The sequence below is a fragment of the Microbacterium maritypicum MF109 genome (genome assembly GCF_000455825.1).
In the GTDB taxonomy this organism is placed as follows: domain Bacteria; phylum Actinomycetota; class Actinomycetes; order Actinomycetales; family Microbacteriaceae; genus Microbacterium; species Microbacterium maritypicum_A.
The window spans coordinates 93,226-105,263 of record NZ_ATAO01000024.1 but is presented as its reverse complement, the minus strand read 5'-3'; the positions used below and the strand labels follow the sequence as shown (position 1 = coordinate 105,263).

The 12,038-nt window shown below is 68.5% G+C and carries 13 protein-coding genes; 10 read left to right on the top strand and 3 right to left on the bottom strand.

Features of this window, described 5'->3' with window-relative positions; genetic code table 11:
- Positions 1-77: 77 nt before the first annotated feature.
- The 5 genes from map (at position 78) to L687_RS24455 (ending at position 5,968) form a co-directional block, all read left to right on the top strand.
- Positions 78-851, top strand: coding sequence for a type I methionyl aminopeptidase (gene map / locus L687_RS24475; protein ID WP_021198431.1), 774 nt, complete (start codon positions 78-80; stop codon positions 849-851).
- 44 nt (positions 852-895) lie between these two features.
- Complete coding sequence (locus tag L687_RS24470; protein ID WP_021198430.1) at positions 896-1,414, top strand: hypothetical protein; 519 nt, start codon at positions 896-898, stop codon at positions 1,412-1,414.
- A 43-nt stretch (positions 1,415-1,457) separates the two neighbouring features.
- A complete protein-coding gene (locus L687_RS24465; RefSeq protein WP_021198429.1) occupies positions 1,458-2,093 on the top strand; it encodes a PadR family transcriptional regulator in 636 nt (211 codons plus the stop codon).
- A 45-nt stretch (positions 2,094-2,138) separates the two neighbouring features.
- A complete protein-coding gene (locus L687_RS24460; RefSeq protein ID WP_021198428.1) occupies positions 2,139-3,833 on the top strand; it encodes an ABC1 kinase family protein in 1,695 nt (564 codons plus the stop codon).
- Between the two features lie 134 nt (positions 3,834-3,967).
- The gene (locus L687_RS24455; RefSeq protein ID WP_021198427.1) at positions 3,968-5,968 is read left to right on the top strand and encodes a BCCT family transporter; all 2,001 of its coding nucleotides are present in this window, start codon (positions 3,968-3,970) and stop codon (positions 5,966-5,968) included.
- 26 nt (positions 5,969-5,994) lie between these two features.
- On the opposite strand, the gene L687_RS24450 is transcribed toward L687_RS24455, so the two are convergent.
- Positions 5,995-7,611, bottom strand: a complete 1,617-nt coding sequence (locus L687_RS24450) for an SDR family oxidoreductase (protein WP_021198426.1) — start codon at positions 7,609-7,611, stop codon at positions 5,995-5,997.
- Between the two features lie 158 nt (positions 7,612-7,769).
- Between L687_RS24450 and L687_RS24445 the strand changes: the two genes are divergently transcribed.
- From L687_RS24445 to L687_RS24435, 3 genes are all read left to right on the top strand, one after another.
- Positions 7,770-8,993, top strand: a complete 1,224-nt coding sequence (locus tag L687_RS24445) for an MFS transporter (RefSeq protein ID WP_031206703.1) — start codon at positions 7,770-7,772, stop codon at positions 8,991-8,993.
- A 223-nt stretch (positions 8,994-9,216) separates the two neighbouring features.
- Positions 9,217-9,699: an SRPBCC domain-containing protein gene (locus L687_RS24440; protein WP_021198424.1), complete on the top strand. Its 483-nt coding sequence runs from the start codon at positions 9,217-9,219 to the stop codon at positions 9,697-9,699.
- A complete protein-coding gene (locus L687_RS24435) occupies positions 9,696-10,013 on the top strand; it encodes an ArsR/SmtB family transcription factor (protein ID WP_021198423.1) in 318 nt (105 codons plus the stop codon). The genes L687_RS24440 and L687_RS24435 overlap by 4 nt, the downstream gene beginning before the upstream one ends.
- A gap of 4 nt (positions 10,014-10,017) precedes the next feature.
- On the opposite strand, the gene L687_RS24430 is transcribed toward L687_RS24435, so the two are convergent.
- Positions 10,018-10,572 (bottom strand): MarR family winged helix-turn-helix transcriptional regulator, encoded by a 555-nt coding sequence (locus L687_RS24430; protein WP_021198422.1) that lies wholly within the window; start codon positions 10,570-10,572, stop codon positions 10,018-10,020.
- Positions 10,572-10,814, bottom strand: coding sequence for a hypothetical protein (locus L687_RS24425; RefSeq protein ID WP_021198421.1), 243 nt, complete (start codon positions 10,812-10,814; stop codon positions 10,572-10,574). Before L687_RS24425 ends, L687_RS24430 begins: the two co-directional genes overlap by 1 nt.
- Before the next feature lie 128 nt (positions 10,815-10,942).
- Between L687_RS24425 and L687_RS24420 the strand changes: the two genes are divergently transcribed.
- Both L687_RS24420 and L687_RS24415 read left to right on the top strand, forming a co-directional pair.
- The gene (locus tag L687_RS24420) at positions 10,943-11,386 is read left to right on the top strand and encodes a MarR family winged helix-turn-helix transcriptional regulator (protein WP_021198420.1); all 444 of its coding nucleotides are present in this window, start codon (positions 10,943-10,945) and stop codon (positions 11,384-11,386) included.
- 66 nt (positions 11,387-11,452) lie between these two features.
- Positions 11,453-11,779, top strand: a complete 327-nt coding sequence (locus tag L687_RS24415; protein WP_021198419.1) for a DUF7882 family protein — start codon at positions 11,453-11,455, stop codon at positions 11,777-11,779.
- Positions 11,780-12,038 lie beyond the last annotated feature (259 nt).

Here is a 12,038-nt window from a genome sequence, read left to right as displayed (position 1 = left end):
ATAGTATTACCGGGATAGTATTACCGGGATAGTTATTGGACCAGCGAAGCCGCATCGAACGACACGGAGGAACACCCATGATCGAGATCCTGAACGCCGAGGAGCTCGTCCGCGCCAGGGCCGCCGGTGCGCTCGTCGGCGACATCTTGCAGGCGCTGAAGACCCGCGCCGAGGTCGGCGTGAACCTGCTCGACCTCGACCGATGGACCCGCGAGATGATCGAGGAGGCCGGCGCCGAATCCTGCTACGTCGACTACGCGCCGTCGTTCGGGCGAGGCCCCTTCGGGCACTACGTCTGCACGGCTGTGAACGACGCCGTTCTGCACGGCATGCCTCACGACTATCGACTCGCCGACGGCGACCTGCTCACGCTCGACCTGGCCCTCACGCTCCGTGGAGTCTCCGCCGATGCCGCCGTCAGCTTCGTGGTCGGCGATAACCCCGCAGCCGAAGACCTCGCGATGATCGCGACGACCGAGCGCGCGCTCGCCGCAGCCATCGCCGCCGCACGCCCGGGGGCGCGCATCGGCGATCTCTCGTACGCCATCGGCTCGGTCCTGAGGGCCGAGGGCTACCCGATCAACCTCGAGTTCGGAGGTCACGGCATCGGCTCCACCATGCATCAGGATCCGCACGTCGCGAACGATGGGCGTCCGGGCCGCGGCCACACGCTCCGCCCGGGGCTCCTGCTCGCCCTCGAGCCCTGGGTCATGGCCGACACTGATGAACTCCGCACGGATGCGGACGGGTGGACTCTGCGCAGTGCGACCGGATGCCGCACGGCCCACAGCGAGCACACGATCGCGATCACCGAGCACGGCGCGGAGATCCTCACCCTCCCCTCGCGCTGACCGGCCGTCGCGCTGACGGGGGCCCGGCCCCTACAGTGGGTGCCATGCGCGACGCGGCGTCTCTCGACTGGACTCAGGTGGATCTCACGAGCCGTCGCGGCGCCTGGGGTCAGCGCATCACGGCCGGCCTGCTGGTCGCGTCGGGAGTGATCGGCTTCGCTCTGAGCTTCCCCTCACTGTCTGCGTGGTGGTGGGAGCTGGCCCTCCTCGGCTTCGGGTGCCTGCTCATGGTGCTGCTGGGCATCGGGCTCTGGATCAACGCGAGAGTGAACGCGGACGAGACCGTCACGCTGAAGGAGTCGGGGGTCCGTGTCGAGCTGCCGGTCGTCGGGGCGTTCGAGACGACCGACGAAGCTGTGCGGTACCAGCTGCAGCTGCGTCTTCCGGAGCCCGAGCAGGGCCGCGAATACCTGGTGCACGCGTGCGGCGACCGCCGATGCATCGCCGCCGGGCGTGCAGCGCCGAACGCCGAGCTGCCCGTTCTCATCGATGCGAAGACGAAGACATGGGCTGTCATCCACGGGGTCGACGCATCGGAAACTCCCACCCCACCCTCAGGGTGAACGATATATCGTTGAGTATCGTTCACCACAGCAGGAGGTCATCATGAACAACGCATTCCCCTCCAACCCGTTCGGCGGCAACAGCGGCCCCGGGAGCAACGGCGGACCCGGCGGACTCTTCGGCGGATCCGGCTTCGGCACGGGCCCCGGCGGCCCGGCATCCGCGATCTTCGAAGCCATGGACCAGCTCCGCAAGTCGTTCGAGTCCCGCCCCTCCGGCGGCTCGCGCATGGCCCGCGGCGATGTCCGCGCGGCGGTGCTCTCCCTGCTCGGCGAGAAGCCGATGCACGGTTACCAGATCATCAACGAGATCGCCGAGCGCAGCGGCGGCACCTGGAAGCCGAGCGCCGGTTCCGTGTACCCCACGTTGCAGCTGCTCGCCGATGAAGGACTCATCGAGGCCGAAGAGCAGAACGGTCGCAAGACATACTCCCTCACCGAGGCCGGCCGTGCCGTGTCCGAGGAGAACTCCGAGACCCCTGCTCCGTGGGAGTCGTCGTCCGGCAAGGACGGGCACCGCGACAGCGCCCGTTTCAACGCGCTGCCGAAGGCGGGCGTCGACCTCGCCGCCGCCGCAGCCCAGGTCGGCCGGAGCGGTTCGCCCGAGCAGGTGCAGCAGACGATCGAGGTCCTCGACGAGGCCCGCCGTAGGCTGTACTCGATCCTCGCGCAGGACTGACCGCGCAGTGCGGCATCGAGCGGGGACCTGCGAAGGAGCCACGCGATGACGGATGCTGCGGCACAGGGCGTTCACCGCGCCAGGTACCGTCGCATCCTGGCGTTCGCGGGCCGGGAATTCCTCAAGATCTGGTGGTTCGAGCTCGTCCTCCCGCGTTTCGGGATGAGCAGGATCGCGGAGCGCACCCGTGGCCAGCGGATGCAGACCTTCGCACGGCGCTTCCATGTGCTCGCGGTCGAGCTCGGCGGGCTCATGATCAAGGTCGGCCAGTTCATGTCGTCGCGCCTCGATGTGCTGCCGCCCGAGATCACGAAGGAACTCGAAGGGCTGCAGGACGAGGTCCCACCCGTGCCCACGCCGGCGATCCGCGCTCTCGCCGAAGCCGAACTGGGCATCCCTCTCGAGCGCGCGTATGCCTGGTTCGATGACACGCCGCTCGCCGCCGCCTCGCTCGGGCAGGTGCACCGCGCCAGGCTCTCGGCCCTCGACGCCGCCGACACCGGTCTCGGAGCGGTCGTGGTCAAGGTGCAGCGGCCGGGTATCGACGAGATCGTCGCCGTCGACCTCGCGGCGCTGCGGCGCGTCGCTCGCTGGTTGACCCGCGTGCGCATCGTCGCCGACCGGGTGGACGCCCCCGCGCTCGTCGAGGAGTTCGCCGAGACCAGCCTCGAGGAGATCGACTACCTGCACGAGGCGGCGAGTGCCGAACGCTTCCGCGAGAACTTCGCCGACGACCCTCGCGTCGATACCCCGGAGATCGTGTGGGAGCGGTCGACCCGTCGGGTGCTCACGCTGTCGGATGTCACGGCCATCAAGATCAACGACACCGACGCCCTCCGCGCGGCCGGCATCGATCCGGCGCAGGTCGCCGCGGTGTTCGCCGAGGTCATGTTCGACCAGGTGTTCACGCACAGCTTCGTGCACGCCGATCCCCACCCGGGCAACATCTTCGTCACTCCGGCGCCGTCGATCGACGGAGAGCCGGGGCCGGGATTCCGCCTCACGTTCATCGACTTCGGCATGATGGCCGAGATCCCGGCGAGTCTCCGCGACGGGCTGCGCACACTACTGATCGCGGTCGCCGCGCGTGACAGTCGCGGCCTCGTCGCCGCGGCTCAGGAGATCGGCGTGCTGCTGCCCTCCGCCGACACCGCCGAACTCGAACGGGCTCTGAGCACGCTGTTCGCCCGCTTCGGCGGCATGGGATTCGCCGAGCTGAGCAAGGTCGATCCGCGCGAGTTCCGCGATTTCGCGGAGGAGTTCGGCGACATGGTGCGCTCGCTCCCGCTGCAGCTGCCCGAGAACATGCTGCTGTTGATCCGTGCCGTCTCGCTGACGTCAGGCATGTGCAGCGGCCTCGATCCCGCCTTCAACGTCTGGGATGCCGCCGAACCCTATGCCGGTCGTCTGCTGCGCGACGAGAGCGGGAACATCGTGCAGGCCTTCGCGAACCAGGCGATGGGCACGATGGCCACCACGTGGAATCTGCCCGGCCGCATCGACAAGATCATCACGCGCATCGACGACGGCAATGTGTCGTTCGACACCTCCCGTCTGGAACGCCGACTCGATCGGCTCGAAGGCATCGCCCGCCGTATCGCGTCGGGAGTGCTCTTCGCCGCGATGCTCATCGGTGGCGCGCTGCTCGTCCCCTCGATCGCGCCGTTGGGCATCACCCTGATCTGCGTCTCGGCGCTTCCGCTGCTGCACTCCGTGTTCGGCGGGCGCCGCTCGCGGTAGAAACGGCACGCCCGAGAAACCCAGGTCATCCGGCATCCGTCCGGCGTGCCGTGCGCCGACACGCCGCGGATCGCGAGGGTCGTCTGGGTTTTCGCCTCCGTGCGTGGCCACCTCACGTGACAGGATGGGATGCCATGGAGACCCCTGACGAGAAGCCCGACGAACGCTCCGCAGGACACAATCCTCCGCGCCCCCGCACGGATGCCGTCGGTACGGGAGCGAACCGCCTCCCCGCCAAGGCCACCGAGACGGCACGGAAGATCGTCCGCGACATCGCCGCCGTCCCTCCCCGCAGCGTGCACCCGGCGCTCGTGCCCGGTGTCTCGGTCGAGGAGACCGGGCGCACCTATCGCACCGACCCGCTCGTGTTCGGCGTCGCGGTCGCCCTCACCCTCGCCTTCATCGCGTGGGGAGTCTTCGCGGGCGACAACCTCGCCGGCACGACCCGCACCGTGCTCGACTGGGTGGTGGAGTACTTCGGCTTCTTCTTCACGACCATCGCCACGGTCATCCTGGTCTTCATGCTGTTCGTCGGCTTCAGCCGCTACGGACGCATCCCGCTCGGTCGTGACGACGAAGAGCCCGAGTTCTCGATGTTCTCGTGGATCTCGATGCTGTTCGCCGCGGGCATGGGGATCGGTCTCGTCTTCTGGGGCGCCGCAGAGCCGCTGAACTTCTTCGAGAACCCGCCGCCCGGCACCGTCGAGGCGAACACCCTCGACGCGATGCACACGGCCCAGACCCAGGTGCTCTACCACTGGGGCCCGCAGGCATGGGCGTTCTACGCGCTCGTCGGCGGCGCCATCGCGTACGGGGCCTTCCGTCGCGGTCGCACCCCGCTCATCTCCTCGATCTTCGCCCCGCTGCTCGGCGAAGGACGCACGACCGGGCCCCTCGGACGCACGATCGATATCTTCTCGATCATCGTGACGCTGTTCGGCACCGCCGCATCGCTCGGACTCGGCGCCCTGCAGATCGGACACGGTGTCGAGATCGTCAGCGGCGCGGGGCCGCTCGGCAACGGCGTGCTGATCGCGGCGATCGCCGTGCTCACCGCCTGCTTCATCGCCTCCGCCGTGTCGGGCGTCTCGAAGGGCATCCGTGCGCTGTCGAACATCAACGCCGTCGTGGCGCTCCTGCTGGCGTTCTTCGTCTTCTTCGTCGGACCGACCCTCCTCATCCTGAATGTGATCCCCTCGGTGGCCGTGCAGTTCATCGGCGACCTTCCGCAGATGATCGGTCGCTCGGCCTCGCAGGGCGAGGCTGCTCAGACGTTCCTGTCGAGCTGGACGATCTTCTACTGGGCCTGGTGGATCTCGTGGTCGCCCTTCGTGGGCATGTTCATCGCCAAGATCTCGCGCGGACGCACACTGCGCCAGTTCGTGTCGGTCGTCATCGTGGTCCCGTCCGCCATCTCGCTCGTCTGGTTCGCGATCTTCGGAACCACGGCGATCCAGCAGCAGATGGGCGGAGCGAACCTCACGGTCGATCCGCCGGAAGAGGTGCTGTTCGGCGTGCTCGAGAACCTCCCGTTCTCGATGATCACCAGCGTCGTGCTCATCCTGCTGATCGCGATCTTCTTCGTCACCGGAGCGGACTCCGCGTCGCTCGTGATGGGCACCCTTTCGCAGCAGGGGAGGCCGGAGCCGGCGCGTTGGGTCGCAGTGGTCTGGGGTGTGCTGGTGGGTGTGATCGCCGCCGTGCTGCTCGTGACCGGCGAGGAGGGGAGCGGTCTGAAGTCTCTGCAGAACGTGACCATCATCGCCGCGCTGCCGTTCGCGATCATCATGGCCTTCATGATGGTCGCGTTCATGAAGGACCTGCGGCGTGATCCGCTGATCCTGCGCGAGCGCTACGCCAAGGCCGCGGTGCGGCACAGCGTCATGGCGGGACTCGAGGAGTACGGCGACGACTTCGCGCTGGTGCCCGTCGCGTACGACCACTCCGAGGACGATCTCGACTGGATCGACGAGTCGACCGTCGACGATTCGCTCGCCGAGGTGTACGAGGCCGCGACCGAGGCGATCGACATCATCCCGCCGGCCGAGGTGGATGCGGTCGTCGACGCGGCGCTGGAGGACGGCCCCGTCTCTCCGGATGCCGCGGTCGATCCGGAGCAGCGTCGCGCGGACTGAAGCGGAGCGGCGCGGAGATCAGGCGATCACGCCGGACCAGGCACCTTCTCCGAGGGTCGGCCGGAATCGGCGGGGTCGCCGGTCGCCGCGACGGATGCCTGCGCCTCTTTCGCCTCTTCGGCAGCGGCCGTGATGCGTGCGGCCATGCCGGCGAAGATGGCGCCGTGGAACGGCAGGACGGCGAGCCAGTACAGCCGACCCGTCAGGCCGCGGGGGAAGAAGATCGCGCGCTGCTCGTAGCGGGCGCCTTCGTCGTCGGGCACGGCACGCAACTCCAGCCACGCCTCGCCCGGCACCTTCATCTCGGCGCGCAGGCGCAGGAGCGATCCGGCATCCGTCGTCTCGACGGCCTCGACGCGCCAGAAGTCGATCGCGTCACCCACGCGGGCGGCGGTGCGGCTCCGGCGTCCGCGGCTGAGGCCCACGCCGCCGACGATGCGGTCCATCCACCCCCGCACCGCCCACAGCAGCGGTGAGGAGTACCAGCCGTTCTCGCCGCCGATGCCGAGGATCACGCGCCACAGCTCCGCCGGGGAGGCGCTCGTGGTGACCGAGCGGGAGTCGGTGAAGACCGTGCGTCCGGCCCATTCCGGATCGCTCGGCAGGGGGTCGCTGGGCGCGCCGGAGACCTCGGAGTCCTGCCAGCTCGTCTCGATCGTGTCGCCCCGGACTCGACCGAGCGCCAGATCGACCGCGCGGCGGTAGGGAGTCAGCCCGCCTTCCGGGCGGGGGATGAGCTCGTCGACCTCGTGGTCCTTCATGATGCACTCGTTCTGCAGTGACGCGACGAGCGGGCGGGCGATCGACCGCGGCACCGGGGTCACCAGATTCACCCAGTGCGATGCGAGGCCGGGGGTCAGCACCGGGAGGGCTGCGATCGCACGCTGCCGGAGCCCGGCCTCGACCGCATAGCCGTTCATCATCTGTCCGTAGCGCAGCACGTCGGGGCCACCGATGTCGACCGCACGATTCACGTCGGGGTCGACCCGCGCCGCTCCGAGCAGGTAGTGCAGCACGTCGCGCACAGCGATCGGCTGGATGCGGTTGCGCACCCACTTCGGCGCGGGCATATACGGCAGCACGTCGGTGAGATGACGGATCATCTCGAAGGACGCCGAGCCCGATCCGATCACGACGCCCGCTTGCAGCACGAGCGTCGGCACGCCGGATCGCAGGAAGATCTCGCCCACGTGCACGCGCGAGCGCAGGTGCGGTGAGAGCTTCGCGTCGTCCGGATGCAGGCCGCCGAGGTAGACGATCCGACGCACGCCCGCGCGGGCCGCCGCCTCGGCGACTGTCGTCGCGGCTCGCTCGTCGCTCTCCTCGAAGCCCTTGCCCGCAGACATCGAGTGGATCAGGTAGTACACGACGTCGACGTCGTCCATGGCCGCGGCGACGGCGTCCGCGTCATCCGCCGACCCCTCGACGATCTCGCAGTCCGGACCCCAGGGGAAGGATGCCGCCCGCGCCGCATCCCGTGCCAGCGCGCGCACGCGGTATCCGGCGTTCAGCAGGCGCGGGGTCAGCCGCCCTCCGATGTATCCGGTCGCACCGAGGACGAGGGCGCGCGGCGCGGAGCCGTCGTCGCGGGGGATGGCGCGCAGCGTCTCTTCGCGACCGGTGGGCTGGGTGAGTTCGGGCATGTCCTGAGCGTAGGCCGGGCGTCCGACGCGCGGAACGGGGTTGCGGGGTGCGGCGGCGGTCTGTAGGAGGGCGGTGCGCAGGCGGCCGTCGGCGTCCGTGGAGCCGGGCGCGGATTCCGTGTGGGCAGAGCCCCTCGTCGCCCCGTACGATCGTAGACATGGCTTCAATCGAATCGATTCGACGATCCGTGCCGGATCAGGCGTCCCGGCGCGCCCGCATCGCCGTCTCCGCGCTGTTCCTCACGAACGGGGCCCTGTTCGCGAACATCCTGCCGCGTTACCCGGAGATCAAGTCCGCGCTCGGGCTGGACAACCTCGGCTACGGCTTCGCGATCGCCGCCTTCCCTGCCGGCGCCATCGCTGCCGGGCTCTTCGCGGCGGTGCTGATCCGGCGTTTCGGGTCGGCGCGCATCGCCGTCATCGGCACCGTGCTCACGAGCCTCGGGTTGCTGTCGGCGGCTCTCGCGCCGTCCGGGGTGCTGTTCGCCGTCGCGCTGTTCCTCGGTGGAGCATCCGACGCCATCACCGACGTCGCACAGAACGCCCATGGCCTGCGGGTGCAGCGGCGCTACGGGCGTTCGATCATCAACGGCTTCCACGCGATCTGGTCGATCGGTGCGGTCCTGGGCGGCGCGATGGCCGCAGTCGCGATCGCGTTGCAACTGCCGCTCGGTGTGCACCTGGGCATCTCCACGGCCGTCTTCGCCACGGTCGCTCTCGTCGCCCTGCGGTTCTGCCTCCCTGGCCGTGACGACGAGGTCGCCGATGAGGCGGTAGTGGAGCCCGTCGACCTCGCTGGTGCGGTGCGCCGCGGCGTGACCCCGCGCACCGTGATCGCGATCATCGCGCTGACCCTCATCGCGATGGCGGGTGCCGTCGCCGAGGATGCGGGGAACTCGTGGGCGACGCTGTACCTCGCCGATTCGCTCGGGGCTGCCGCGGCGATCGCGCCGCTCGGCTTCATCGCCCTGGTCGGCGCGCAGTTCGTCGGCCGGATCATCGGCGATCCGCTCACGGATCGCTTCGGGCAGCGGTGGGTCGCCAGGGTCGGCGGTCTCATCGCCGCGGCCGGCATGACGCTTGCGCTCGCGTTCCCCACCGTGCCCGGTACGATCCTGGGTTTCGCTGCCGTCGGATTCGGCATCGCCACTCTGATCCCCGCGGCCATGCATGCCGCGGACGAGCTGCCGGGGCTGCGGCCCGGCGTGGGGCTCACGGTCGTCTCGTGGCTGCTGCGCCTCGGTTTCCTGCTGTCCCCGCCGTTCGTGGGATACATCGCCGAGAACGAGAGCCTGCGCGCCGGGCTCCTCGTCGCCCCGGTCGCCGCTCTCGTCGCCGTGTTGCTGGCGGGGTTCCTGGAGAAGCGTCGACCGCGCAGCTGACCTCCGTCTCTGAGATGCGGGTGTCGTTTGGATGTCGGGAGGGCGGGTGCAGGGTGTTCTCGCAGCGATTCGTCCTGCATTCGGGAACACTCCCGCCGCCTGGTGCGGCTGGGGATCTTGCGTGCAACCCGGGGGTTGCGCAAGAGGATCGCATGTGCAACTCTAGAGTTGCAGCTGGCCGATCGGCCGGCGAAGCATGCAGGTGACCACGAAAGGACCCATCATGGTGAACATGACCCACAACGAGGCATCCGTCGTCGATGAGGAGACCTTCTCCGTTCGGCGGAGCATCCAGATCGCAGCCCCCGTCGACAAGGTGTGGCGAGCGGTGGCCGAGCCCGAGCACATCTCCCGCTGGTTCGGGCGCACGGTGCTGGAGGGTGCGGGCGTCGGAGCCACCGGCACGATGACCTTCCCCGACTACGACGTGATCCCGTTGCGCGTCGAGGAGTACGACGAACCGCGACGCATCACCTACCGCTGGAACAACGACGATGCGCTCGGGAAGCTGCCGGAGAGCATCGACGAGTCGACCTCGACCGTATTCACCTTCACCCTCGAAGAGGCCGACGGCGGCACCAGGCTCACGGTCGTGGAGAGCGGATTCGAGCGCACGTCGGATCCGCTCTCGAACCTCGAGTCCCACCGCACCGGCTGGGATCTGGAGCTCGACAAGATGGTCGCACTGGTGGAAGGCGAAGCGTGACCACGGAGACTCTGCTGCCCATGTTCGCGGCGCTCGCGGACGAGACGCGCTGGAGCATCCTGACGGCTCTCGGCGAGGGCGATGCGTCGGCATCCGCCCTCGCCGGGCGCCTTCCGGTGTCTCGGCAGGCGATCGCGAAGCACCTCGCCGTCCTGCAGGAGGTGGGTCTCGTCGAGCCGGTGCCGGTGGGGCGCGAGGTGCGTTTCCGTGTGGTCGGCGCCGAGCTCTCCGCCACGGCCGCGAGGCTCGATGTGATCGGGCGCGAGTGGGACCGCCGCCTCGCCGCGATCAAGCAGATCGCAGAGGGGCTGTAGGGCGTCATTCCGCGGCTTCGGACCCTTCCTGGTCGCGGATCACGTCGCGAAGCTCCTGGTCGAGGTCGGACGCCTCCTCGATCGCGGCCGTCATCCCGGCGAGGAACCGGGTGACCACGGCACGTTCCTGATCGGAGAGCTCGTCGACGAGGGTCAGCATGCGGCGATGCATCGCGCCGAGAGTGGCGCGCACCTCTTCGTCGCTGCTCACCGTCGGGACCACGACGCCCGCGCGGCGATCGGTGGGGTGCGCCTCTCGGCGGACGTGGCCGCCCTTCTCCAGGCGGTCGATGAGCGTGGTCGTCGATGCGGTCGAGATGTTGAGCATCCTGGCGATGTCGATCGGTCGGACGATCCGCCCGGCGCGCTGTTCCCTGAGCAGGAATCGCAGCGCCATGAGGTCGGTCTCGTTCATGCCCATCGAGGAGCGCGTGCGTGCGCGCATGGCGGTCTCGGCTGCGCGGTAGCGTCGCAGCATGTTGAGCACGTCGACGGTGCTGGCGCTCTCTCCGTCCGGGTACCAGTAGCCCGAACGTGCGTACTCCTGGGAGTCGTTCATCAGGCGACCACCTCTCCGCCGTCTGCGCTGAGCGCCGTCTCGCGTTCGAGCATCTCGACAGCCCCTGTTGCGACCTCGGCGGGGACGACGAGCAGGAACCCGCCCGTGATCGCATCGTTCTCCGCGGTGATGATGCGCGCGATCCGCTCGCGACCGGCTGTGGGGAACTGCTGGTGCAGCTGGTCGAGCAGGTCGGCGTAGCGGACGTATCTCTCATCCTTGAGGTCTATTGGATCGACCATGACGTCCCTTCTCGTCGTGATTCCATCCTCTCACCGTCGGAAGCGCCTGATGATCGCCCATTTTGCTAGACAGTCCAGTAATCAGCTCGTCGAGGTAACATGGGGCGGCGGAGATGGGGAGTGGTGACATGGGGCAGAAGCTGGAGATCGCGACACCGGAACTCGCGCGGGAGGTGGATGCGCTTCGCCGTGCCGATGCGCGGCTCGGGCGTCGGCTCGCTGCGGGGCGCCAGCCGAACGAGACCGATCGTGCCGCCATGCGTCTGATCGCGGAAGCGCCCGCCGATCGTCCGGTGACCCCGCGGGATCTGGCCGGGCATCTGGGAGTGAGCACCGCCGCGGTCACATCGGTGCTCCGTCGACTCGCGGAAAGGGGCCAGGTGGTCGTCTCCACCCATCCCCAGGACGCGCGTTCGAAGATCGTGCGCCCGTCGTTGCGTGACCTGCATTCTCCCGCCGACGAGATCTCGCGGCGGGTCGAGGGGATCGAGAGCGAGTTCACACCCGACCAGCTCGCGGTGATCTCACGGTTCCTGCGACGTCTCACCGAGGAGATCTCGGACCTGACCTGAGCCGACTTCCAATTAGCTAGCTAAACTAGTAATCTATTTTCCGAGAGATAAATCGGAGGAGGAGTAATGGGTCAGCTCAGCTATGCCGGAGAGTCGCAGACGTTCGAGGTCGACGACGAGGTGCTCTCTCACCTCCGTCTCGTGGCGGTCACCAAGCTTCGCCGCGGCGAGTCGTTCCCGCTCACGCTGCGTGTGTCGGACTCGCGCACCGAGACGCTGTGGATGCACGCCTCGATCCCGGTCCGCTTCACGATCGACGCCGACGTGGAGTTGCAGCGGCCGGTGCTGGTCAAGATGATGGCGGCGGCGAGCGGCGCCGGGGGCCTCGACCTCACCGACATCGACTTCACGCCGCTGAGCTCCTCCGCGAGGGTGATGCACGCCGTCGCCTGACGACAGGCTCGCCTCCCTCGCCGATGCACTCCTGGGCAAAGCAGTGCAGCTCGCGGGCGGGGAGGTGCGCGGCCACGCAACCGGGGGGTTCGCGTCGCCGCTTCTGACGCTCGGCCATCGAGAATCGGGTCCCGATGGCCGAGCGTCGATTCTGTCAGAGGGCGGTGTATCCGCCCCAGGGGGAAGGGCGCGAGCAGTATACGTATTCAATACGCTCTCTTTCTGAAAACATAGGCTTCCCTAAGTTGACTGCATACGT

Bases quoted from the DNA above. Each gene is read 5' to 3' on its own strand.
- map (WP_021198431.1), top strand. From the start codon at position 78: ATGATCGAGATCCTGAACGCCGAGGAGCTCGTCCGCGCCAGGGCCGCC.
- L687_RS24470 (WP_021198430.1), top strand. From the start codon at position 896: ATGCGCGACGCGGCGTCTCTCGACTGGACTCAGGTGGATCTCACGAGC.
- L687_RS24465 (WP_021198429.1), top strand. From the start codon at position 1,458: ATGAACAACGCATTCCCCTCCAACCCGTTCGGCGGCAACAGCGGCCCC.
- L687_RS24460 (WP_021198428.1), top strand. From the start codon at position 2,139: ATGACGGATGCTGCGGCACAGGGCGTTCACCGCGCCAGGTACCGTCGC.
- L687_RS24455 (WP_021198427.1), top strand. From the start codon at position 3,968: ATGGAGACCCCTGACGAGAAGCCCGACGAACGCTCCGCAGGACACAAT.
- L687_RS24450 (WP_021198426.1), bottom strand. From the start codon at position 7,611: ATGCCCGAACTCACCCAGCCCACCGGTCGCGAAGAGACGCTGCGCGCC.
- L687_RS24445 (WP_031206703.1), top strand. From the start codon at position 7,770: ATGGCTTCAATCGAATCGATTCGACGATCCGTGCCGGATCAGGCGTCC.
- L687_RS24440 (WP_021198424.1), top strand. From the start codon at position 9,217: ATGGTGAACATGACCCACAACGAGGCATCCGTCGTCGATGAGGAGACC.
- L687_RS24430 (WP_021198422.1), bottom strand. From the start codon at position 10,572: ATGAACGACTCCCAGGAGTACGCACGTTCGGGCTACTGGTACCCGGAC.
- L687_RS24425 (WP_021198421.1), bottom strand. From the start codon at position 10,814: ATGGTCGATCCAATAGACCTCAAGGATGAGAGATACGTCCGCTACGCC.
- L687_RS24420 (WP_021198420.1), top strand. From the start codon at position 10,943: ATGGGGCAGAAGCTGGAGATCGCGACACCGGAACTCGCGCGGGAGGTG.
- L687_RS24415 (WP_021198419.1), top strand. From the start codon at position 11,453: ATGGGTCAGCTCAGCTATGCCGGAGAGTCGCAGACGTTCGAGGTCGAC.